At 33.2% G+C, this 21,640-nt stretch carries 24 protein-coding genes; 15 read left to right on the top strand and 9 right to left on the bottom strand.

What is annotated here, in order from left to right:
* Nucleotides 1-17 precede the first annotated feature (17 nt).
* The 4 genes from dcm to JNL75_06010 form a co-directional block, all read right to left on the bottom strand.
* The gene (gene dcm, locus JNL75_06025; protein ID MBL7789376.1) at nucleotides 18-1,262 is read right to left on the bottom strand and encodes a DNA (cytosine-5-)-methyltransferase; all 1,245 of its coding nucleotides are present in this window, start codon (nucleotides 1,260-1,262) and stop codon (nucleotides 18-20) included.
* Complete coding sequence (locus tag JNL75_06020) at nucleotides 1,259-2,044, bottom strand: DNA adenine methylase (GenBank protein MBL7789375.1); 786 nt, start codon at nucleotides 2,042-2,044, stop codon at nucleotides 1,259-1,261. Before JNL75_06020 ends, dcm begins: the two co-directional genes overlap by 4 nt.
* Before the next feature lie 222 nt (nucleotides 2,045-2,266).
* Nucleotides 2,267-2,554, bottom strand: coding sequence for a hypothetical protein (locus JNL75_06015; GenBank protein ID MBL7789374.1), 288 nt, complete (start codon nucleotides 2,552-2,554; stop codon nucleotides 2,267-2,269).
* Between the two features lie 103 nt (nucleotides 2,555-2,657).
* Nucleotides 2,658-3,863 carry a type IV secretion system DNA-binding domain-containing protein gene (locus JNL75_06010; protein ID MBL7789373.1) on the bottom strand — a complete coding sequence of 402 codons (1,206 nt, stop codon included), beginning with the start codon at nucleotides 3,861-3,863 and terminating at the stop codon, nucleotides 2,658-2,660.
* A gap of 254 nt (nucleotides 3,864-4,117) precedes the next feature.
* Here JNL75_06010 and JNL75_06005 point away from each other — a divergent pair, with 254 nt between their 5' ends.
* Entirely contained in the window at nucleotides 4,118-5,110 is a 993-nt protein-coding gene (locus JNL75_06005) for a hypothetical protein (protein ID MBL7789372.1), read from the top strand.
* Complete coding sequence (locus JNL75_06000; GenBank protein MBL7789371.1) at nucleotides 5,103-5,879, top strand: hypothetical protein; 777 nt, start codon at nucleotides 5,103-5,105, stop codon at nucleotides 5,877-5,879. Before JNL75_06005 ends, JNL75_06000 begins: the two co-directional genes overlap by 8 nt.
* 73 nt (nucleotides 5,880-5,952) lie before the next feature.
* Here JNL75_06000 and JNL75_05995 read toward each other — a convergent pair whose 3' ends face one another.
* From JNL75_05995 to JNL75_05985, 3 genes are read right to left on the bottom strand one after another with little or no spacing between them, the layout of a single operon-like run.
* Nucleotides 5,953-6,447, bottom strand: a complete 495-nt coding sequence (locus JNL75_05995; GenBank protein MBL7789370.1) for a replication protein — start codon at nucleotides 6,445-6,447, stop codon at nucleotides 5,953-5,955.
* A 3-nt stretch (nucleotides 6,448-6,450) separates the two neighbouring features.
* Nucleotides 6,451-8,025: a recombinase family protein gene (locus JNL75_05990; protein ID MBL7789369.1), complete on the bottom strand. Its 1,575-nt coding sequence runs from the start codon at nucleotides 8,023-8,025 to the stop codon at nucleotides 6,451-6,453.
* A 4-nt stretch (nucleotides 8,026-8,029) separates the two neighbouring features.
* The gene (locus tag JNL75_05985; protein ID MBL7789368.1) at nucleotides 8,030-8,212 is read right to left on the bottom strand and encodes a hypothetical protein; all 183 of its coding nucleotides are present in this window, start codon (nucleotides 8,210-8,212) and stop codon (nucleotides 8,030-8,032) included.
* A gap of 311 nt (nucleotides 8,213-8,523) precedes the next feature.
* Here JNL75_05985 and JNL75_05980 point away from each other — a divergent pair, with 311 nt between their 5' ends.
* The 8 genes from JNL75_05980 (at nucleotide 8,524) to JNL75_05945 (ending at nucleotide 17,529) form a co-directional block, all read left to right on the top strand.
* Nucleotides 8,524-8,907: a helix-turn-helix domain-containing protein gene (locus JNL75_05980; protein MBL7789367.1), complete on the top strand. Its 384-nt coding sequence runs from the start codon at nucleotides 8,524-8,526 to the stop codon at nucleotides 8,905-8,907.
* Entirely contained in the window at nucleotides 8,897-9,379 is a 483-nt protein-coding gene (locus JNL75_05975; protein ID MBL7789366.1) for a hypothetical protein, read from the top strand. Before JNL75_05980 ends, JNL75_05975 begins: the two co-directional genes overlap by 11 nt.
* Before the next feature lie 709 nt (nucleotides 9,380-10,088).
* Nucleotides 10,089-11,120 carry a hypothetical protein gene (locus tag JNL75_05970; protein MBL7789365.1) on the top strand — a complete coding sequence of 344 codons (1,032 nt, stop codon included), beginning with the start codon at nucleotides 10,089-10,091 and terminating at the stop codon, nucleotides 11,118-11,120.
* 4 nt (nucleotides 11,121-11,124) lie between these two features.
* Nucleotides 11,125-12,288, top strand: coding sequence for an aminotransferase class I/II-fold pyridoxal phosphate-dependent enzyme (locus tag JNL75_05965; protein MBL7789364.1), 1,164 nt, complete (start codon nucleotides 11,125-11,127; stop codon nucleotides 12,286-12,288).
* A gap of 2 nt (nucleotides 12,289-12,290) precedes the next feature.
* Entirely contained in the window at nucleotides 12,291-13,400 is a 1,110-nt protein-coding gene (locus JNL75_05960; protein MBL7789363.1) for an FAD-binding oxidoreductase, read from the top strand.
* Nucleotides 13,401-13,414: 14 nt separating this feature from the next.
* A complete protein-coding gene (locus JNL75_05955) occupies nucleotides 13,415-13,867 on the top strand; it encodes a RidA family protein (protein ID MBL7789362.1) in 453 nt (150 codons plus the stop codon).
* Nucleotides 13,868-14,773, top strand: coding sequence for a hypothetical protein (locus JNL75_05950; GenBank protein ID MBL7789361.1), 906 nt, complete (start codon nucleotides 13,868-13,870; stop codon nucleotides 14,771-14,773).
* 2 nt (nucleotides 14,774-14,775) lie between these two features.
* Nucleotides 14,776-17,529, top strand: coding sequence for an SUMF1/EgtB/PvdO family nonheme iron enzyme (locus JNL75_05945; protein ID MBL7789360.1), 2,754 nt, complete (start codon nucleotides 14,776-14,778; stop codon nucleotides 17,527-17,529).
* 136 nt (nucleotides 17,530-17,665) lie between these two features.
* On the opposite strand, the gene JNL75_05940 is transcribed toward JNL75_05945, so the two are convergent.
* The gene (locus JNL75_05940) at nucleotides 17,666-18,172 is read right to left on the bottom strand and encodes an ImmA/IrrE family metallo-endopeptidase (GenBank protein ID MBL7789359.1); all 507 of its coding nucleotides are present in this window, start codon (nucleotides 18,170-18,172) and stop codon (nucleotides 17,666-17,668) included.
* A 5-nt stretch (nucleotides 18,173-18,177) separates the two neighbouring features.
* Nucleotides 18,178-18,528 (bottom strand): helix-turn-helix transcriptional regulator, encoded by a 351-nt coding sequence (locus JNL75_05935; protein MBL7789358.1) that lies wholly within the window; start codon nucleotides 18,526-18,528, stop codon nucleotides 18,178-18,180.
* 197 nt (nucleotides 18,529-18,725) lie between these two features.
* On the opposite strand from JNL75_05935, the gene JNL75_05930 reads away from it, so the two are divergent.
* From JNL75_05930 to JNL75_05910, 5 genes are all read left to right on the top strand, one after another.
* Complete coding sequence (locus JNL75_05930) at nucleotides 18,726-18,902, top strand: hypothetical protein (protein MBL7789357.1); 177 nt, start codon at nucleotides 18,726-18,728, stop codon at nucleotides 18,900-18,902.
* A 294-nt stretch (nucleotides 18,903-19,196) separates the two neighbouring features.
* Nucleotides 19,197-19,520 (top strand): multiubiquitin domain-containing protein, encoded by a 324-nt coding sequence (locus tag JNL75_05925; GenBank protein ID MBL7789356.1) that lies wholly within the window; start codon nucleotides 19,197-19,199, stop codon nucleotides 19,518-19,520.
* On the top strand, nucleotides 19,520-19,936 hold the full coding sequence (locus JNL75_05920) for a hypothetical protein (protein MBL7789355.1): 417 nt from the start codon (nucleotides 19,520-19,522) through the stop codon (nucleotides 19,934-19,936). The genes JNL75_05925 and JNL75_05920 overlap by 1 nt, the downstream gene beginning before the upstream one ends.
* Nucleotides 19,920-21,311, top strand: coding sequence for a ThiF family adenylyltransferase (locus tag JNL75_05915; GenBank protein ID MBL7789354.1), 1,392 nt, complete (start codon nucleotides 19,920-19,922; stop codon nucleotides 21,309-21,311). The genes JNL75_05920 and JNL75_05915 overlap by 17 nt, the downstream gene beginning before the upstream one ends.
* Complete coding sequence (locus JNL75_05910; protein MBL7789353.1) at nucleotides 21,308-21,634, top strand: hypothetical protein; 327 nt, start codon at nucleotides 21,308-21,310, stop codon at nucleotides 21,632-21,634. The genes JNL75_05915 and JNL75_05910 overlap by 4 nt, the downstream gene beginning before the upstream one ends.
* The last annotated feature ends 6 nt before the right edge of the window (nucleotides 21,635-21,640 follow it).

Below are 21,640 nucleotides of genomic sequence, written 5' to 3'. Positions count from 1 at the left end.
TTTAAGGGGTTAAAAAATTAGATAGATTTAAAAAGTTGTTTGGCTATTCTTTGGACGACTCCCACAATGAGTGCATTACCCATAAAGAAGCCTCGTTTCATATCGGATACACCGTCACATTTCGTGAAATTATCTGGGAATCCATTGAGACGCTCCAGTTCAGTCGGGTGCAGTCCTCGGTATTTACGACCTACTTTGACGACGTGTTTCTCTCGGCAGATATAAGTACTGAGTTCTTTCGTGAGTATCGTTCGTGCAGGTTTATTCAGTGAGTCGGGAAATTCAACGTTACCTTCTTTGAATAGATAGGGTTCATGAGTTTTCTTGCTGATACGTTTTTTGGCCTTAGCGGCTTTAACTGCTTTCCACTTTGAGAGGTCTTTTCTAGAGATATAATATGACTCTGGAATCTCATGTTCATTTATGAGGATATCTCCAATAGTGGTATATGATCCTTGATACTTGGCACTTAATTTAATGTGAAAACACGTCCCTCGCATCATAAATCCAGCGTTTAAGAAAAGGTTTTCTGTATTTGTAAATGACTTCAAGGTTTCAGCAATGGATAGAGGGATTGACTGCATTCGGAGTTCTCCTTGTACATCCGCTTTGAATGCTTTGGCAAAGACTCCTGTTTTCGTGAGCCATTCCTTGGGACTTGATTTTCCAATTTTCTGATAAATCTTAGTTCCTTCCCTATACCCTAAGATATAAACTCGCTTTCGCTTTTGAGGATATCCATAGTTTGCGGCATTAATCACTCGCCATTCAACAGCATAACCTAAATGATTTAAGCTAGAGAGGATCACGGCAAAGTCTCGTCCTTTTTGGTGTGCAGGAGAGCGCAGGAGTCTATCAACATTTTCAAGAATGAGATAGTTCGGAGCCTTGTTTCCCTTGCTTTCAAGAATTCGATAAATAGCCCACCAGAGTTTTCCTTTAGTGCCTTCGAGACCTCTATTATGAGAACGGTTGGCAATAGAATAGTCTTGGCACGGGAACCCTCCTACCAAGACATCGTGATTGGGTATTTGGTCTATTTTGTTCGATACAATGGCTTCAATATCTTCTTCGGAGTGACTGGCATGAGGAAAGCGTTTTTTGTACACGAGGTTCGCGTGTTGGATATTACTCTGTGGTTCATATTGATTACTCCAAACAACTTCATAAGCTCTATTTTTCTTTTTTGGATATCCTTCCAATGCAATTCTAAATCCTCCGACCCCAGCAAAGAGTTCTACTACTCGAAGGGGTTTGGTCATATAGGGTAGTTAGCCGTAAGGACTTCTGTTTTTAATCTTCGACTACTACCTTCTGGTACTTTTTGAGATGAAAGCGGCTGAGAAAATGACTTGGTGTACCAACCATATTGTTGAGTATATTTTTCAAGTATTTCTGATGGAAATGACGAAAGAAGAAATTTACCCTTGACCTGTGAAAGTGTCTCCAGTAATTGCTCATAATCTTGTTTCGTATATCCACCATAATGAGCCTGATGTGTATCTATGTATGGAGGATCAACGTAATGAAATGCATCTTCTGCATCTCGACTCGTAATTACTTTACAGGCATCATCACATTCTATTTGAACTCCGAGAAGCCTCTTCGAAATATTGATATCAAACCTCATTTTCTTATTTAAGAATGCTTTGGAACGTTTACCGTATTTGTCAAACCCCCATGAACCGATATGACAGGCAAACCCCATATTTGTTCCAATATAGAATGCCCATGCACGAACAACTTTGGAGAATAATTGGGGCATACGGTAGATTGTCCAAGCTATGGTATAGGTAGCACGTGAGAACATAGTTGATTCAATTTTTTCTTTGAGTGCTTCAAAATCCGTTTTAACGACTTCATAGAAATTAATGACCATGTGGTTAATGTCGTTTATGATTTCGGATTCGGCAGGTTCTTTAGCAAAGAATACGGCGCCACCTCCGAAAAAGGATTCAGTATATATTTTATGAGGTGGAATAAGGGGGAGAATGTGTTTTAACATAGAGTATTTACCTCCATAATAGGTTATGGGAGTGTGCATAGAAATTGAGTAAAAGATTAGTTGATAATTACCGACCTTTGAAAGTTAAGTTTTTCAAAAGAACGTTCACGGCACATTGTAGCGACATAAAAATATATTCCTAGGCGTCCTCTTTGGTACTATCCACAAGGGTAGCGAATAATTTTTTTGTATGTGATATCTTTAAAAACAACTATCTATCCTAGAACCTGTAATACAAAGAAAACCCCTTCTAGTAAGGGGTTACGTAAAGTCTCGATATGGAGGGAGTTTGTCAGATTCGGGAGTCTCCACGAATTCAACGAGTCCAAGTCGTTTCGCTATCTGTATTTTATCAATATCATCTCCCTCGTTATCAAAGAATCCACGACAACAGATATTTCCATTATTTTCCATTGTAGAAAGGTGGCAGATAAAATGTGTGTTAGTGTCCTTACATTCTTGGATAATTTCTTTCGCGCGCTCTGAACTGACTATTCGGTCTTGGGTAAAGAGACAATTTTTGCATTTGTTGTTGTATACTTTAAGCATATGATGAATTTTAAGTTGTTACTCATGGAAACTATATCAAAGAGTGTTATGACACAAGCACAAGGAACAAGTTCAAAATATATTATACGTATCAGTTTATATATTAAAAGGCGTCCTCTTTGGTACTTTCCACAATTGGCGCTGAAAGCCGAATCGTACTAGCTGAGAGAGGCTTCCCTGGCATTCCATCTATGAGGAGCTTAGTATAAATACGGTAGTTCTGAAGATTGATAAAGTCTTTTACTTCAATGTAAGGAAAGAACTCATGAGCCATATATTTTGCATCGTCATAGGACATACGAAAACAAACTATACTACCAATGTTTCCCATGATGGCGTCTTTGATTTTTGGATTCAGTTGTCCAAGATATTGATGGGCAAGGATAAAGGCAATTTTGAATTTTCGCAGTTCGGCAAACATATTGACGAGTGATAGGGTTGTGAAGTTTTGGAATTCATCAAGATAAATGAAAAACGGTTTACGCTCAGATTCAGGAATAGTCGTGCGATAGAATCCAGCTGATGAAAATGCATTGAGTAAAAGAGAACCAAGGAGGTGTGCCGCATCAACACCAAGAGTTCCTTTGGAGAGATTTACGAGCATTACTTTTTGGTTGTTGACGATGTCTCCAATAGAAATTTGCACTTTGTTGTCAACGAGAATTTTCTTGATGGTGGGTATAGCCATGAAACTACCTACTTTATTCAGAACAGGCAAAACATCTGCCTTTGAGTAACTAGGAAATTCCTTTTCCCAAAAACTCAAAACTTCTTTTGAGACAATGCAGTTCATACATGATTTTCTGAACTCTGAGTCAACTAATATTCTATTGATATCCGTAAAATCAGATTTTTCTTGATCGAGGAGTGTAAGGATGACATTACGGAGGATATGTTCCAATTTAATTCCCCAAGCCTGCTGACCCCATAGCTTCTGAAAAGTCTCAATGATATGCGATGCTATGAGGTGGCGATATGGGTATGCAACTCTTTTCAAAGGATTATATCCCCACGTGAGATTTACATCAGAGGTGTCGAGATACACTGTATTCTCTTTTCGGTAGTTCGGAATCATACTTGCTACTTTTTTTATCAAGTCGCCATTCACATCCATGACACAGATACCTCGATTGAAATATATATCTTGGTAAATTAAAGTCTCAAGGAGATTAGTTTTTCCTGTCCCTGTTTTACCAAGTATATACAAGCCCACCATTCGGTCGTTCTGTTTAATGCCGAATTGTTCATTCGTATTTCGGAAATCTGTTGTTGCAAAATATGAAATTTGAGGATTGAAATGATTAAACATACTCCAACATTAGCGTTCCTCTTTTTGGAAGTGAAGGAGTGCTGAAAGGTATTTTAGGATACTTGTCGTTTTGAGTTAAAGAGATATATTGATATTTTTTATTCCTTTGGTATACATCATTTTATATCTTTACATTTAAGTCTCAGATATCCAAGTCATTTTATTTACAATTGTTTATTTTTGATTTAAAATAAGTCTGTTAGACGAACAAGTGATTACTTTGATTATAAATACCTAAAATACACAAAAACAATATGGCAAAAAGCGTAAATCAAGCATTTGAAGAATTTAATAAAGATATAGTAAACCTTATCAAAGAAAATACCGATAATGCAAGAAGTAGTAGAGATTGGCTAATTAGCCAGCTATTGGCTTTTCCCGAAAGCGTTGAAGCCTTTCCAAATGATTACCCCGAAAGACATATAAAATTTGGCTCCTTTGAAAGAAAGACCAAAATAAGACCGCTCGACGACATAGATCTTATGTATTGTTTAGGGGCAGGCGACGCATATTACAAAATAGATTTTAATGACAATAAAAAATATCATATTCATACAGAGAATGCGAATGATAAGTTAAAGAAACTTTCAAATGATGACTTTACTCTAAATTCAATAAAAGTAGTTAACAAACTTGTAAAATCATTAGAGACAATACCACAATACTCAAACGCGGATATAAAAAGAAATCAGGAAGCAGCCGTACTTAACTTAATTTCATATTCTTGGAGTTATGATATTGTACCCTGTTTTTACACAGTTGATAACTTTTATCTGATTCCTGATGGAAATGGGAATTGGAAAGCTTCAAATCCAATCAAAGACCACGACAACATAAAGGAGACAAATCTCAATTACGGTGGAAAGGTATACCAACTAGTTAGAACCTTAAAGTATTGGAATGCAAATTTCGTAAGCCCTAAAATTGGTTCATATCTATTTGAAGTTCTTGTATTGAACTTTGTAAAATCAAAGGTAGAGCAGAACGATTTCAATGATATTAATATAAAAGACTTTTTTTACTATTTATACTCTAACATTCCTTATGATGTTCAAGATCCAAAAGACATTCAGGGTAACATAAACAATCTTGCAAGTGAACAAAGAGAAAAGGTCTCAAATAAAGCTAAATCCTGCTATGATACTGCCTTAATTGCTCTTGACTTTGAAATTGAAAAAAAGAATCAAGAAAAGGCAATTGAAAATTGGAAAATTATTTTTGGAGATAAATTCCCTTCATATGAATGAATATTATAACCCATTACGAGAATCATTTAAACTAGCAAAGAAAATTGATTCGATAGCTTTTAAAATTCTGATTTTATCAGCAGTTTTAACTTTACTAAATTTTGTATTTAATAAATATGCTACCAACCTTAAAGAATGGGCAGAAATTTTAAGTAATGCAAACACAGTTGTGATAATTCTATATACTCTTCTCAAGTTTGCAGTTAATTATTTAATTTTTCATACTTCATTTGACAAACGTTCAGACTTTATAGACAATTCATTTGGCACAAATTATTCTTCAAATAAATCAAATAAGTATTATAACAACGATACAATTGAAAATGGCATCTTAAGAATGGGTGTCAACAGTTTTGAAAGTTGTTTTTTTACTTACCATTTGGCTATTAAAGGACTAAAAACAAAATGGATAACGAACTTTATTGTTACTGTAATAATTCTTTCTCTTGCAGTTCAGGGTTACAATACTGCACTTACAATGATATTACAACTGACCTTACCTATTTATTTAATTTCAGATGCAGTAAATCATTCCATTTTTTGCTTAAGAGTGAAATATATTCTTGACAGTTTTTGTCGACTTTATAATGATTTAAGAGAAGAAGAATTTACTTCTAAAAAAGAGCCTGAAATCATTCTAACCATGCTAAACTATGAAACTACCTTGTCAACATTTAACTTATTAATAAGTGAATCATTATACTCGAAATTAAATCCTTATCTATCTGAACAATGGGAGATATTAAAAGAACAATACAAATTGAAATAAACTTCACAAAATTCAATAGTATTTGAGCACCCTCAAATACTAACAATCTATCTTTATTAAGCATTTTTTAATTTTAACTTGAATTTTTAGAAGTGGTGTAATAAGTTCTCACCTTGCAAAAATTAGCTGCTTTTTGCATTCCTAAATTTTGAAAATCCTTTTGTGCAGTTTTTTTTGTATAGTTTCTTTTGTTATATGCACTTTTCTGCACAGGATTTGGTGCTTTTTTGCATAGGTTGGTGCTATTTTCTGCACATCTTCCCAGTGGTGAGGAGTAGAAAATTAGTATTTTCCCCTTTCTATCCACGGTATTTTCCAGAACGTTTTTTTGGTAGTCTGTTACCACTATTAACTTTTTATTGATGAGTGATTGAATTGTGTCTGCTATGACTCTGCGAGAGAGTCCTGTTTTCTCCATGAGTTTGGCATGGGTCATTTTATCTCTTTCCTTTTGCCATCCATCTGTTTGACGGAGAATAATGAGGAGAGTTTTAAGCTCTGCACCAGTTAAGGTTGGTATGAAGTTGTCGAAGAGGATATTTGATATTGGGGTGTAGTTATGATTCATAGGTTATGGTTTATTATTTATGTTAAAGTGTTGCTCAATAAGATAGTGAATCAAATTTTGACATCCTTCTTCCGAGAGCGGTTCCTGAGGTATTGGAGGTTCACTTGGGTCTATGCGTACCAAATTGGACTCCATTTGTAGAGGTGTGTCCTGAGTATGCCCACATAACGAGAAAATACTGCGATTTGATAGCTCAAGAAACGGAGAAACCATTGTAAATACTAGCTTTTTTCCTTCTAAAACAAGGTTCGAGGTTATATATTTTAACATTTCTCTTTTATCCTCAATAATTGCATTTTCATATATATAATATGGGGTTTTTGCCTGTTCGAGGATTTTGAGGACTTCTTCATGATAAGTCCCACTTTGAGCAGAAATATTGACTTCTTGCTCATCGAGTAATTGTATTTCTGTTAGGATATTATTCCTTTCTTTTTGATATGTTTCTTGGTCAATCGTACCATCAATAACGAGAGTAGTGATTCGATCTTGTTTAGCCTTTAATGCAAACCTTTTGAGACTAAGAGCTTGTAAAGCTTCCTTTTGTTTTGTTTTCAAGTCAATAGTTGTTTCATTGAGAATGGTTTCCATAAACGACATTTCAGTGTCGTTTATGGAAACAGTATCGAACAGAAATCGAATACAAAGCTGAATTACTGATTCACGAATAGTGGCGGTTGGACAAGTCTTAGTATGACATCGGTAATATATATTTCCTTTTTGTCGCTCACCAATCAGCTTATAGCCACAATTAGCACATGATATCATTCTTCTAAACAGAAAATCGTTCTTGATAAGTCTTGCATTTACTTTACCATCAAGGACTTCTTGCGCTTTTTTATAGGTAGTCATTGAAATGATAGGCTCATGATTTCCCTTAAATAGTTGCCCTTTTATTTTTATTATTCCAGTATAGAATGGGTTGCGAAGAATTGAGATAATACCATTTTTATCCAATCTCTTTTCTCTGTTATTTCGCAGTCCTAATTGATATATTTTATCGACTAGGATAAGTACTGAATCCCCTTTTATATAAAGACTAAAGAGCTCTTGTATTAAATGAACTTTCAATGGATCAATCGTTTTTAATTTTCCCTGACCATTATTCAAATATCCCACAGGAGCTTTAAAGGGCATAATTCCTTGTGCGAGTCGTCCATATAGTCCTTTTTTAGCTTCTTGTGAAAGATTGTGAGAATACCTAGTTGCAACCGCAGCTTGAATATCGCCCATAAAGCGCCCGTTAACGTCATCAAGGGTTGTTCCATCAGCAGAAAGTACTTCGCATCCTTCGTCTATTAATTCATTAATAATTGCCCAGTCATGACGATTACGCATCATACGGTCAATTTTGTGCGCCACAAATCCATCGGCTTTTTTACTATAAAGTTGTTCAATCATCTGATTAAACTTTGGACGAAATCCTTTTGAGGCAGATTTTTGCTCCTCAAACCACTCAACTATGTTGAGGTTTTTTTGCTGGGCGAAACGTTCAATATCTCTTTTTTGAACTTCAAGAGATACTCCGTCGCCTTGTTTAACAGTAGAAACTCGAATATACGCATAGATATTTTTCATAGCATTAAGGTGGATTAGGCTGGTAATGTCCTTTATGATTACTTTCTATCATCAAATTACTCTTTTCGTCAAGTGTTATATCCTTTTCAGCTTGAATGCGTCTATAGATTCTTTGAATCATGAGGATATAACCCTTGAGATACTCTTCTCTATTTACTTGTTCCTCTGAGGGTCTAATTTCAAACATACCCCAACATCATAATCATATTGAAAACTATGGGAAGTAGTCCTTTTTGGTAATATCCACAAGGAGGGTGTTTTTCCTTTTCTTTTTTATCAAAAAAGAAAAGGAAACAATCACTATCCATTGTGAGATATACCCTACTAATCTCAATACTTAATATATCAATAGACTACGCAGCTGTTTCTAAAATCTGTTAGGAGAGAGCGAAATTTTTTGGTATATCGTACCAAATAGGACTCCTATACTAAATCTTGTAATCACATACGATGAGGGTACTATAGGACACAGAATAATCCCTATAGTTTGTTCTTTCTATGTTATTACATAACCACCTTAAGCGTAGTCGTAAAAAATCAAAACTTACGATTCAAGATATAGCATTTCTTCTTGATTATGATGTTTCCAATCTTTCCAAATATGAACGAGCTGTTAAAAGTGTTCCTCTACACATCAGTCTTGGTTATCATATTATTTCAAATGAACCACTTTTTAAATATTTTCAAACTGATATTTTCTCATTAGCAGATAGGATTTCTCGAAAAGTAGTGCAATTAATGGGTCAACTAGAAGATGAAATCCAAACCAAAAAAGTTCAAATGAGGGTCGAAGCCCTTGAAGACATTCTCCGAAGTATCGGTTGTTTAAAAGCACTTAATACCCCTGATACCTATGATGGAGAAGAATTTGATGAAGAATAGAGTTGTACTCGTTCTGTTTCCAAATGTTACAGGACTTGGATACGTTATAGCGAGTCATCCAAAGGAAATATATGACTACGGCGTGAGAAAATTTAGACCATTTTCAAAACACAAATTTATCAAAAAAGTGAAATGGTTTTTAGATTATGGCAAACCTCAAGTGGTTATTCTCCTTGATTATGATAAATCAAATGTGTCACATAGGGTCACGGGCACGATAAAGGAAATTGAATCTCTTGCTCGAGCAAAGAATTTAGACATTAAGAAATACTCGAAAAGGCAAATTCGAGATACCTTTTCTGTGCTGGGATCGAATACCAAATTTGAGATTTCAGTTCAGATCATGAAATGGTATCCTGAACTAGAATCTATTATCCCTCCAAAACGGCGACCGTGGAAACCTGAACATTATCAGATGGGAGTATTTGATGCCTTTGCGCTTTTAACAACGCATTGGTATTTGAAGGTGTAAGTTATTTTGCAATCTCAAACTTTTCTGACTTCAATGCCGCAACCAATTTAGATATTTCTTTTAATATCATTAAGTAATATGAAGAATTAGAACCCAAGAAATCTAATAAACAAAAACTCTATTACTCTAAACATTATTAAATGAAGTTATTCGATACTCATACACATTGTTATTAATCAGAATAAAATTTAAAACAGCGACTAGTCGCTGTTTTATGTTATACAAAAAAACTTACTGAGCAAATTCTACAGTAATTGTCCTCCTTGATTTCGACCTGTCCTCAGTCTCAGAGAGAGTAAAAAGCTCAATTTTGGAAATAGAAGTCCTCGCTAGAGCAAGGGGTTTAGAAGTACTCAAGTAATCTCGCTGACAAATCAAGAATACTTTTGAGTTCTTTAGCGTTAAAACCAAGTTTGATATCCCTATATAGTTGATTAAGTGGTATTCAGAATTCGAAGCTATAAGGGGTACTTTATAAATAAATTAACATATCAGCATATTTAGTGTGTTTATATTTATAATTACATATGAAAATTTAGGCGAATAGGGCTTGTTAGGTTCCCTTTTTAATTGAATTTACATACAATAGTTAATTCTTATATCAATAATTTAAAAAGTAGGATATTAGTTAGTTCAATTAATTTGGTATTAATCTCATTCTAGTTGTATTAAAATATTTATCTTTGTATTAAGGACATTATAAACCTATATGAAAGAATTTGATTTAGCAAAAAACTTAAAACCAATTAGATACCATGTACTTGCGAGCGTACTGTTTCATTTTTTACATAAAGGAATTCATAATGAAATTAAGTTAAATGGTAAATGTACCGTTGAATACCTGACTAAAAAATTGTTTATTAATGAGAAGATATTAAATGGAATACTCACTTATCTAAAAAATGAAAAATACATAAAGGTTAACAAACTTAAAGAATTTCAATTAACCAAGAAATGCGAAGGGTTAGATTTATACAAACCTTGGTATGATTTATTAATTGGTGGCTACTCGAATACTTTTTATCAAATATCAGATTTGCTAGATTCAAAAATTAAATATGCAACAAGAAATGATGAGCTTGTTGGTATTGGAAGTTGCGGAATTAGCAAATTTGATGCTATTCCAATGACGCTCGAGTTAATTTCAAGAGTTGATCATAGTATAGATTTTTTGATTGATTTTGGTTGTGGAGACGGAAGTTTTTTAATTGAATTGTGCAGTAGCATGAAAAATGTTAATGGTATTGGACTAGACCCAGAACAAAAATCAATCGATAAAGGAAACTTTTATTTATTAGAATCGGGCCTTAAAGAAAGGGTAAGTTTTATTAAAGGAACTATAAATGAAATCTCAAAATTAGGCAATACTGATTCAGAATTAAAAAATGTATGTTTCATTGCAGCTTTTGTTCTGCAAGAAGTATTGGAACAAACAGGAGAAGAGTCGATCATTGAATTTTTAACCAAATTGTTCACTATATACCCTAATGCAGCTTTTGTTATAATTGAAGTTGATAATAAGTTTAATGACAGAGAGATATTCAAGAATGACTTAGCATTATCTTATTATAACCCATATTTTCTTTTGCACACTTTAACAAAACAAAGATTAGTTGAGAAAAGTTTTTGGGTTAAGTTATTTGAAAAATCTGGACTAGTAGTTAATCATTATGTTTATCCATCTAGTAATTATGATTCGTTGGAATTAAAGATTGGATTCCTTTTGACTAAAAAAGTATAAATTAATGATTAATTTATTACCTAAAACTTTACTTCAGAAAAAATCCCCAATTGAGGAATTAAAAAAGTTAAAAACCAAATACCATGGAAGTGAGCCAATAATGGACTTAACTGAAGGTATGCCCAATTACTTTCCTGATAAAACCTTGATAAAGTATTTTGTAAATGAAATTGAACAAAAAGAAACGGCTCTCTATTCTGAAAGAGGAGGCTTTAAAGAATTAAAGACTTTATTAGCATTTAATTATTCTAAGTGTTACCAAGCAAGAATAAACAAAGAAAATATTTTAATTACCTCTGGTTGTAATAATGCATTCGCAATACTAGTATTAACACTATTCAAAGAAGGAGATGAAGTCTTACTTCTTAGTCCGTATTATTTTAATCATCGTATGTTTCTAGAAATGGAGGGTATAATGATAAAGTATATTGATACTACGAAAAATAATATGGTTGATGTTTCAGTTGTTCATAAATTAATCACAAAAAAGACACGTGCCATTATTCTAACAAATCCAGTTAACCCAACAGGCTATATTATTCCAAATAAAGTGCTCTTAGATTTATATTATTTCTGCGCTGAGAATAATATCTTTCTAGTAATTGATGAAACTTATAAGAGTTTTATTTTCAACCAAAGTACGCCTCACGATTTATTCAAAATTAAATCGTGGGCGAACAATTTTATTAGTTTACAAAGCTTATCTAAAGACTACGCACTTTGTGGATATAGAATTGGTGCTATAATTTCAAAAAATCAAGTTCTACAAGAAATGTTAAAAGTGTCTGAGTGCATTTCTGTGTCACCGTCTACTATAGGTCAAAAAGTGGCAATAATTAGCCTTAAATTAGGCGAAAAAGAAAAATGTAAGAATATAAAATACATTACAAACAAAGGAAATTACTTTAAAGCAGCTATGAGAAATTTAAATGAGAATTTTCAACTCGTCAGTCATGGGGTTTTCTTTGGTTGGGTTAAACATAATTTTAATACCCCTACCGAAAAAGTAGTAAGTCAGTTAATACTTTCGATGGGAGTATTAGTTTTGCCCGGCAATCTGTTTGTTCCAAATAAAAATAGATTCATAAGAATTAGCTACTCTACTTTGAACTATAAAGAGATTGATGAATTGGTTATTAGATTAAACTCATTAAAAATTACAAATTAATTATGGATAAGATAGTAATTATTGGTGCAGGTATACAAGGATTGAGTTCAGCATACAATATAGCAAAATACAACCCAAAAGTTGAGATTTATGTAGTTGAATCTAAAAATGAAGTTGGGAACGGATCTTCCAGTAGGTCTGGATCAATGCTTATGAAATCGAGAGAGAACATAGCTAAAATTCAATTATCAATTTATTCATATAATAGATATTTTGATTTCTTAAATGAGTTTAAAGATGATTTAATAGTAAACAAACTAGGATTTCTAAGTTTAGTAACAGATAAAACTGAGGCTAGATATAACGAGGAGCATGAAATTAGGCTTAAAATGGGAGTGCCTTCTGAAATCCTTACAGTAAGTGAAATGAAAAAAAGACTTTCAGGACTTAATTTTTGTGATGTTAAATTTGGTGTTCTAGGAAAAGATGATTGTGAGATAAATCCTAGCCAAATAATTTCTACTTTTCTGAGTTATTCGAAAAAATTGAATGTAAAAATTTTTACCGGAGAAAAGGCATTGGATATCATACTTAAAAATGGCAAGATATGTGGTGTAAAAACATCTTTGAGAACAATCGATTGTAATATCGTAGTTAATGCTGCTGGAGCCGATGCTAAAGAGGTGGCTACTTGGGTAGATATTAAATTGCCAATTACTAATAAAAGAAGATCGCTCTACTATGTTATGACAAATTCCTCTAAATATAATCTTGGTCCAATGGTTGAAGATTCAGAGAAAGAATGGTATTATAAACCGATGGGGAATAACAAGGTAATGATAGGAATGGGACTTGAAACTGATGCAATACCAACGGATAATGCCAATTTAGATTTTCTACCAAATGTTATTGAATTTACACGTTATCGAGCTCCAGAATTGTACCCTTTTGAACTTTTAGGCGGGATAAGCGGAATTCGACCAATAACCGATGACAATCTTCCAATATTAGGACCAACTAATGGTATTGAAGGATATTTTAACAATTGTGGTTGGGGTGGCGAAGGAATAATGCATTCCCCAGCAGGAGGTGCAATTTTATCAGACTGGATCAATAATACTAATCATTATCCATATGATAAGAACTGCTTTTTATTAGATAGATTTAATTAACTAAAAATATAATTATGATTATTAAAAAAATGGAAGAATTGGGTTATAGTTACTCTCCTTCAAGTATTCAAGTTGGCGATTTACCATTTGGATCTGCGACAAGAGTTGGAAATTTGGTTTTTACCTCTGGTCAAATTCCAATTTATAACACAACTATTATTAAAGGTAAAGTTGGAAATGATGTTACCCTAGAACAAGCAATTAAAGCAGCTGAAATTTGTGCATTTAACTGTGTAAGAGCCGCAGGGTCTATTGTCCATGTAAATTCTATTGTTAGAGTTGTAAAAATATTGGGGCTAGTAAACTGCGCAGCAGACTTTAACGATACTTCATCAGTGATTAATGGAGGCAGTAAATTTTTCAACTATGTATTTGAAAACACTGGGCTTCATGCAAGAACTGCTATTGGTGCAGTCATTCCATCGAATTGGGCGGTTGAAATTGAAGCAATTTTTGAAGTTCAATAAATGATTGCAAAAAAGATTCTTGACTCAGATATGGTTTTTGACATAGTCATATCTGACTTTGGTAGGAAGGCATCTATTGACTTTTTAAGGTTACTGGAATGCATAGAAAGAGAATATATTACTGAGCTAATCAAAGAAAATGATATGATTTTTTTTGATGAATATAGGCGCATTATGTTTGAACTAATTGGGGATGTTAATTTTCTAAAGCGTGAGCATATTGATGAATTAAATTTAAAATTTGGCTGTATAAATAGCGAGATACTTATTGCTCTTGGAGACACGGGCATTTCGGATTTGTTTCAAAACAAATTATTTTTAAGGATAGTCCCATCAATTAATGCCGCAATAAATTTTGGATATAAAAAAATAAGGATTGCTATAATTTGCAATAGTCTTTCTGATACAATTTTAAGAATGGCTGAAATATTTAATTCAAATGAGCTTATAACTTTGTATTTTAATAGAAACGGATTGAGTTTGCATCCAATAGAAAAAATACTTTCAACGGAAATAAGAGCATGCACCGTACCGGAGGGGGTATTAGATTCTTGCGAAAATCGTTCCTATAACAATTTACTTATAATGGGAACGAAAGAAACAAACAACATCTATCATACACTTAATAATAATAAATATTTGAGTAAATTTAATATAATTTATTTAGATAATGAAGACTATACGAACATTGAAAAATGGATTATTAACTCAATAAGTTTTAATCAGAGTATAGACTCACTAATATTTGAGATAAAAGAAAAATTAATTAAAAAATATGAGCCGTCTTTTCAGAACTTGGTTCTAGTTGAAGCATGTACAGATTTTAATTTGAAAATTGGAGTTAGCTCAATGGAAATGTTTGCAGACTTCATGGTGAAAGATTGTTATTCTAAAATTTTAATATGACAATGGAAATAATAGATAAATTAACGAAATATTTTATAGATAAATCTGGCGAAATAATTGGTACAGTTTTACTTGGAATTGGTGGTACTATATTTGGTATAATAATTTATAAGATTAAAAGTCGTAAAGAAAAAAGAGAGAACAAAATACAAGATCACCCTGATAAGTCATCAATTAATTTATATTTAACTTATCTGATTACAAGGTGTTCTCTGCTTAGTTTTGGAGATCCCTCAAACGTTCATACGAAAAATTCAAATTTACTGGATGGTATGGTCACTCTTGATCAGGTATGGACACCATTGAGAGTTGCGAATAATCAAGTAAGAAATAGAAAGCAATCTTCACATGATAATATGGCAGAACAAGATAATGGTGAGGACCTTATGGATGTTCTAAACAAGTCAAATAACTCAATAATTATATTAGGTGATCCTGGAAGTGGTAAATCTACTTCACTGGCATCAATTTCGCTAAATTTCGCTAAAAATTATTCGAAGTCAAAAAATAAAATATTGCCAATCTGGATAAACTTATCCTCCTTTAAATTTTTAACTAATTCAACTCCAACGGAAACTTTAATACAAAATATACCTGAAATAAACTCAATTGGTAAGGCAAACTCAGAAAAATCACAGTCTACCCTATCTAATGACTTGATTAATGCAATAATTGAAGGAAGGGCTTTAATTCTATTAGATGGTTTAGATGAAGTTCAAGATTATAATATTGGCGCGGTTAAAGCAATTATTGCGCATTTTTGTGCACTAAATAATGGAACAAGAACAATAGTGTCATGTAGAAAGTTTGACTACAAACAAGAAAATCCGAATAGAAAAATTCCTATTCAACAGGAATTAGAGTTATTACCCTATAATTTAGAAGAGCAAATTAAATATATTGAAGGTTGGTATAAATCTGCTGTAGGTATAGGTCGATTTAATTCAATTCAAGCTAGGGGATTAATGGAAGCACTAATTAATGAAGTAAAGGGCAATGATTTAAAAGAGATAGCCTCTTCTCCTATGCTTTTAGCATTGTTAACTTTGATACATTCTGAAGAAGCCAAGTTGCCAGATTCTAGGTCAGTTCTTTGTGAAAAAGCTATAAAGTTAATGTTGGCAGATAATGCAAAATGGAGATCCCGAGAAGCCGGAGTATTAACAACTGCTTCACCACTTGTATATTCATTGTCAATAGAAATTGCTTATAACATACATATTCGTGAAAATAATAGTTCTATTAACTATAATGAGATAAAAATACTTTCAGATCAAATGTGCGATGAGTTGAAAAGTTCAGAATCGAGTAAACCGCAAATTAACTCGATTGACTTAATAAACAGAATTATGAACAACCACGGACTAATAATCAATATTGACAACCATTCATTCAAATTTTCTCATCGTTCTTTTCAAGAGTTTTTAGCTGGTCAATACTTTGCAACAGGCGCAAAAAGGGAGGAAGCAATTTTAAACGGAAATGATCCAAATTGGATTGAACCTTATAAGTTAATGTCAAGTTTTGCAGGGCATGATGCCAACAACTTATATTATGTTCTTGAATTAGTAAATGGCTTATTGAAGGAAAAAAATCAATTGTTATCAATATTGCTTGCTGGTGAAATGTTAGTTGAAATTGGAAAAAGTAGACTAATTTTACATAAGTTTTCTTCTGTTTTAAGCAAAGAAGGATTATGGGAATTGACAAAAGGAAAAATATTAGACAACATAGCAAATTCCTCCTTAAGACTTGCAGAGATTGAAAGATGTTCAAATATCCTTTCTGGACTTGGGGATCCAAGGTTTGGAAATACGACTCCAAAACTAATTGAAATTCCAGAAGGTACATGTAACATTGGAAGCGATAGACTTAATGAAGAGGTTTTAAAAAACTCAGGAGCATTTGTTGGAGAAGTTAGAACTATAAATTTCTATAAATTTAAAATTGGCAAGTATTTAGTAACAAATTCTGACTTTAAACTTTTCATTGAAGATGGTGGCTATACAAACATTGAGTATTGGAATGGATTAATGTCTGAGGGTTGGATTAAGGGTAATCTTGAAGTTATTGAAAGAATTAGATTAGATTGGCTGGAGAAGGTACATCTGCATCATGCAAAAGAAATTAGAGATGGCGAAATAAATGAATCGAGATTAGTAGAAGAATCTTTTCACAGAACAGCTCCAAGGCAATTACCTTTCTATTGGGACGATAATAGGTTTAATCAGTCAAATCAACCTGTTGTTGGAATAAATTTCTGGGAAGCTGAGGCATATTGTAGGTGGTTAACATTACGTGCAAGAAAAGAAAAGACAATTTTAAGCACTGAAAAATTTAGTATACCTACAGAGTTTGAATGGGAAAGAACTATTCGAATAAATGCTAATGACAGCATTTATCCTTGGGGTGATACATGGATTGAGTCAAAGGCACATGTGTCAACTAATCAACTCAATATGAGGCAACCATCCCCTGTTGGGGTATATGAAGAATTATGGAAAAATGGACCATGCGATATGTGTGGAAATGTTTGGGAGTGGACTGATAGTATTTTCTTTTCATATAATAAAGAATTTGATTCACAGAGAATTAATAGCAATAGTCTTGATGAAAGAGTTGTTAGAGGGAGTAGTTGGTATAATAATCACTCCGTTGCAGCATGCAGTGCTAGAGCCGTAGATCGATCTTATAATTTATTCTACGATGTGGGATTTCGTATAATTTGTCTCAGTGAGAGTTCAACTAGATTGTAAAATATTAGAATGCCAAATTTTATACTACTAACCGACATTAAATCTTTATATAAAACTTCATTGTTTGATCCTTTAAACCTCGATGCAACCTATCTAGGTGGTCGATTTTTAAGTGAGTTCTCTAATCAATATTAATCTAATTTGTAATATAACCTAGATTCAAAAGTCTGTAATTCATTGCAACATCACTAACCCTAAATCTTTTTGCAAGCACAGGTGCACAATCACTTCCATCTTGAATACTTTTAATTTCTTCGTCAATAAGGGCTTTAGGCATTAATATAGAAGCAGCAAATGAATTCGCTTCAACTTCCCACTGTTTTTCACCAGTTGTAGAATTAATGTCCCTATACATTTTTCGGTCAATAAACATAGGTTGATTTTTTGAATGCAAAATAAAATGCCCCAACTCATGAGCAATAGTAAATCTTCTCCGTTCAACTTTTTTCTCATTTTCATTAAATGAAATCATTGGTTTACCCTCACGGATAATAAGAACTCCTGATATATTGTCCTCTAACTTCTTTCCAAATAGGGATATTCCTATCTCTGAAACCAATGATTCAATATCTATAGGAGCCTTAAATAGTTGGTATTTTTTCAACAAATCCTCTGTTTTTTGCTCTATGTACTTACTTGCCATTACTACTAATTAAATAATTTGATAAACTCATCATAAGACATACCTTGTCCATGTTTTTCATATAACCCTCTTAATCTTTTGTCTTCATTGCTCAAAACTTGTTCAATTTCGTTTTGAGATGGGAGAAAATCCCTAACATCTACCTGAAGTTCTTTTGCAATCCTATATAAAACATGTATAGGTGTTTTTTGCTTTCCTTTTTCTATATTAGAGATTGAAGAGCGATTAAATTTTACTCGATTTCCTAATTCTACCTGATTAATTCCTAATTTCTCCCTCTCTTTTCTTACGTTTTCACCAATTAATACATATATTTCCTGTGACATATTGGGGTTATCTTGCGCAAAGGTACGCATAAATATTTCTAATTAAAAATTAATATGTTGGCAATTTGTTGAAAATTTATTGCTAAAGTTAAATTTATTGCAGTACATTTGTTGCACAATAATAAACTGTATATTATTAATGAACTACAATTATTCAAAATTTAATTCGTCTAAATACCCCGGTCGAGAAGTGGGGCTAGATTATTTAATCTATAAATTCATTAAACATGGCAAAAAATCCTCCAACAGGAGATAACCATAGAACTGGGGCAGTGAAAGATCGTTCACAGGTATTGAATCCTAAAACAGACCATTGGGTCAAAAGGGATTCAGATACTGGGCGATTTATTGATGTAAAAACATCAGATAACAAACCATTCAAAGGTGTGACCAAAGAAAAGTAAGATATCTAGGTATAGATATTCGTCTAATTCGTTCGGTCGAGAAGAGAAAGAAAATTATTACTAACCATTAAATTATATCAATATGATTAAAAATTTTACATCAAACCAATTGACATTTGGATATAAAGGATTCTTTGTCTCGTTCAAAGGTAAGTATGCAATCGTTTGCTCTTTACTTGCGATATGTGGCGTCGGATATATGATATACAATGTATTTTCTATAAAAACACAATAACGAACAGTTTGTTCAACTATCAATTAAAACCAATTTTTCATTTATTAAATCTATTACATATGTTATCAGATGACCAAAATTTACAATCAAACGAAACCCAAGTTGTAGAAATTGAACTCTACGCTAAAGAAGGTAAAGAGGTGCCAAAAGGTTGCCACTACATAATTACCGTAGATAGACAGAAATACACTGTTAAAAAAGAGTGTATGACAGGTCAAGAAATATTAATTCTTGCAGATAAAACCCCTCATGATAGGTTTCAATTAAACCAACGATTCAAAGACGGCAAAGTTGCGAAAGTTGGTTATGACCAAAAGGTTTGTTTTACCGAACCGGGGATTGAAAAATTCATGACTATTCCATTAGATCAAACTGAAGGATAATGAAAAGGGACTTTATACTACCAGAGGAAGATAAAATCTTCCTCGATAATCTTGGTTTGTCTTGGGAAACAGTTAATGATCTTGGTATGCAATGGGTAATCATTCATGATTACCCAGTTGCTCAAGGATATAATCATCAAAAAGTATCTGTGGCATTAAAAATTGAAACAGGTTATCCAAGAACTCCTTTAGACATGGCATATTTTTTCCCAATGCTACAACGACTTGATGGTAAAGCTATCAATGCAATATGCGACCAGCAAATTGATGGGAAACAATATCAGCGTTGGTCGCGACATAGAACTGGAGAAAATCCTTGGAGAGAAGGAATTGACGACCTTACTACTCATTTGACACTAGTTAGTTTTTGGTTTGAACAGGAGTTTATAAAACAAGCAAATGGAATTGCAGCTTAGAATATCAGGACTTCACAACGAAACGTTGAAACAACACCTACTCCCCGCAGATGGAAGGGAAGCAGTTGCGGTTGCTTTGTGTGGAAGATTCAGTGACTCTGAATCAGAGTATCTATTAGTGCATGACTTAACTCTCATTCCTTACAATGAATGTTTCTCTCGTGAAAGTGATATTTTACATTGGTCAACACAAAGAATTCAACACTACTTTGAACGAATTGGAAAATCTGATTTGGCACTTTTGAAAATTCATAGTCACCCTAATGGTTACGATAAATTTTCAAGCACAGATGATTTTTCTGACATTGAGTTTTTCAATTCTGCATTTGGTTGGGCGATAAATGACAAACCTCATGCAAGTGCAGTTATGTTGCCCGAAGGAAAAATTTTTGGAAGATTTTTCTTCAATGATTTGCACCATGAACCGATTGATAAAATATTGGTTGCTGGTGATACCATTCAACAATATTCAAACTCCAAGCAGTTCAGCATAGCTGATTTTGCTTTACGAACAATTCAAGCTTTTGGTGAACAGACATACCATCGTTTAAGTCAAATGACTGTAGGTATTGTCGGCTGCTCAGGTACAGGAAGTCCAGTAATAGAACAACTGACAAGATTGGGAATTGGAAAACTTGTGGTCATTGATCCTGATATTGTTGAAGAGAAAAACCTTAATCGTATATTGAACACAACGATGTCAGATGTGAAAACACTAAAGCCTAAAGTTGTTGTAATCTCTGATGTAATTAAAAAAATTGGTCTGGGTACCGATGTTGATTCTCATCAAGTGAATTTATACGATGATGTTGAGGCCATAAAAGCACTGATAAAGTGTGATGCCGTTTTTGGTTGTATGGACACTGTTGATGGTCGGCATTTGCTAAATCAACTCTGTTCGTTTTATCTGTTGCCATATTTTGATTTAGGAGTAAAACTCGAAGCAAACGGAATTGGAGGTATAGATAAAATTTGCGGTTCAGTCCATTACCTCCAACCTTGTAAATCCTCGCTCATATCTCGTGGGGTGTATACAAAAGAAGATTTAAGGGCATCTAGTCAGTTTAGAAGAAATCCTGAAGAATTTGAGAATCTAAAAAAAGAGAAATATATCAAAAATATCAACGTGGATAATCCTGCTGTGATCAGTGTAAATATGCAGATTGCCAGTCATGCTGTTAATGAGTTTCTTAATCGGATTCACTTATATAAGACTGATCCTCCTTCTAATTATGCCGCTAGCACAATAGATATTACCGAGGGATACATTGTTAATACAAATGAATTAGATTTTCAAACAGATCATTATTTGAAAAAGAGATCAGGACGAGGAGATATTAACCCTTTTATAGAAATGTCAGAACTTGTGTCATGAGGTGGCTTCAGAGAATAGTTGATAAATTTGTAGAGTGGTCTCAACCAGAACATAAGTTTGTTAATGTAGTGGAGTTTCCTGAAAATGTAAATGAAAAAACTATTTACATCGTTGGAGAATCAATTCAGCCCTGGCTTTTAGCTTTTAACTGTCCTTGCGGTTGTCATAGTATAATTCAACTAGACTTACTGAAAGATACTGACCCATGTTGGAAATATAAGGTCACGAAAAAAAAGAAAATCAATATTTCTCCTTCCATTTGGCGAACCTCAGGTTGCAAAAGCCACTTCTTTGTTCGTAAAAGCAAAATTGATTGGGCATAGAATTAT

It is taken from the genome of Chitinophagales bacterium (assembly GCA_016787225.1).
Classification (GTDB): domain Bacteria; phylum Bacteroidota; class Bacteroidia; order Chitinophagales; family JADJOU01; genus CHPMRC01.
This window is presented reverse-complemented; position numbering and strand designations above follow the sequence as displayed.

What these genes read in the sequence shown, in the direction of transcription:
- JNL75_05980 (MBL7789367.1), top strand. Translation starts at nt 8,524, where the DNA reads ATGTTATTACATAACCACCTTAAGCGTAGTCGTAAAAAATCAAAACTT.
- JNL75_06000 (MBL7789371.1), top strand. Translation starts at nt 5,103, where the DNA reads ATGAATGAATATTATAACCCATTACGAGAATCATTTAAACTAGCAAAG.
- JNL75_05910 (MBL7789353.1), top strand. Translation starts at nt 21,308, where the DNA reads ATGAGGTGGCTTCAGAGAATAGTTGATAAATTTGTAGAGTGGTCTCAA.
- JNL75_05970 (MBL7789365.1), top strand. Translation starts at nt 10,089, where the DNA reads ATGAAAGAATTTGATTTAGCAAAAAACTTAAAACCAATTAGATACCAT.
- JNL75_05960 (MBL7789363.1), top strand. Translation starts at nt 12,291, where the DNA reads ATGGATAAGATAGTAATTATTGGTGCAGGTATACAAGGATTGAGTTCA.
- JNL75_05940 (MBL7789359.1), bottom strand. Translation starts at nt 18,172, where the DNA reads ATGGCAAGTAAGTACATAGAGCAAAAAACAGAGGATTTGTTGAAAAAA.
- JNL75_05995 (MBL7789370.1), bottom strand. Translation starts at nt 6,447, where the DNA reads ATGAATCATAACTACACCCCAATATCAAATATCCTCTTCGACAACTTC.
- JNL75_05915 (MBL7789354.1), top strand. Translation starts at nt 19,920, where the DNA reads ATGGAATTGCAGCTTAGAATATCAGGACTTCACAACGAAACGTTGAAA.
- JNL75_05990 (MBL7789369.1), bottom strand. Translation starts at nt 8,025, where the DNA reads ATGAAAAATATCTATGCGTATATTCGAGTTTCTACTGTTAAACAAGGC.
- JNL75_05925 (MBL7789356.1), top strand. Translation starts at nt 19,197, where the DNA reads ATGTTATCAGATGACCAAAATTTACAATCAAACGAAACCCAAGTTGTA.
- JNL75_05935 (MBL7789358.1), bottom strand. Translation starts at nt 18,528, where the DNA reads ATGCGTACCTTTGCGCAAGATAACCCCAATATGTCACAGGAAATATAT.
- JNL75_05950 (MBL7789361.1), top strand. Translation starts at nt 13,868, where the DNA reads ATGATTGCAAAAAAGATTCTTGACTCAGATATGGTTTTTGACATAGTC.
- JNL75_06010 (MBL7789373.1), bottom strand. Translation starts at nt 3,863, where the DNA reads ATGTTTAATCATTTCAATCCTCAAATTTCATATTTTGCAACAACAGAT.
- JNL75_05975 (MBL7789366.1), top strand. Translation starts at nt 8,897, where the DNA reads ATGAAGAATAGAGTTGTACTCGTTCTGTTTCCAAATGTTACAGGACTT.
- JNL75_05930 (MBL7789357.1), top strand. Translation starts at nt 18,726, where the DNA reads ATGGCAAAAAATCCTCCAACAGGAGATAACCATAGAACTGGGGCAGTG.
- dcm (MBL7789376.1), bottom strand. Translation starts at nt 1,262, where the DNA reads ATGACCAAACCCCTTCGAGTAGTAGAACTCTTTGCTGGGGTCGGAGGA.
- JNL75_05920 (MBL7789355.1), top strand. Translation starts at nt 19,520, where the DNA reads ATGAAAAGGGACTTTATACTACCAGAGGAAGATAAAATCTTCCTCGAT.
- JNL75_05945 (MBL7789360.1), top strand. Translation starts at nt 14,776, where the DNA reads ATGGAAATAATAGATAAATTAACGAAATATTTTATAGATAAATCTGGC.
- JNL75_05985 (MBL7789368.1), bottom strand. Translation starts at nt 8,212, where the DNA reads ATGTTTGAAATTAGACCCTCAGAGGAACAAGTAAATAGAGAAGAGTAT.
- JNL75_06005 (MBL7789372.1), top strand. Translation starts at nt 4,118, where the DNA reads ATGGCAAAAAGCGTAAATCAAGCATTTGAAGAATTTAATAAAGATATA.
- JNL75_05955 (MBL7789362.1), top strand. Translation starts at nt 13,415, where the DNA reads ATGATTATTAAAAAAATGGAAGAATTGGGTTATAGTTACTCTCCTTCA.
- JNL75_06020 (MBL7789375.1), bottom strand. Translation starts at nt 2,044, where the DNA reads ATGCACACTCCCATAACCTATTATGGAGGTAAATACTCTATGTTAAAA.
- JNL75_05965 (MBL7789364.1), top strand. Translation starts at nt 11,125, where the DNA reads ATGATTAATTTATTACCTAAAACTTTACTTCAGAAAAAATCCCCAATT.
- JNL75_06015 (MBL7789374.1), bottom strand. Translation starts at nt 2,554, where the DNA reads ATGCTTAAAGTATACAACAACAAATGCAAAAATTGTCTCTTTACCCAA.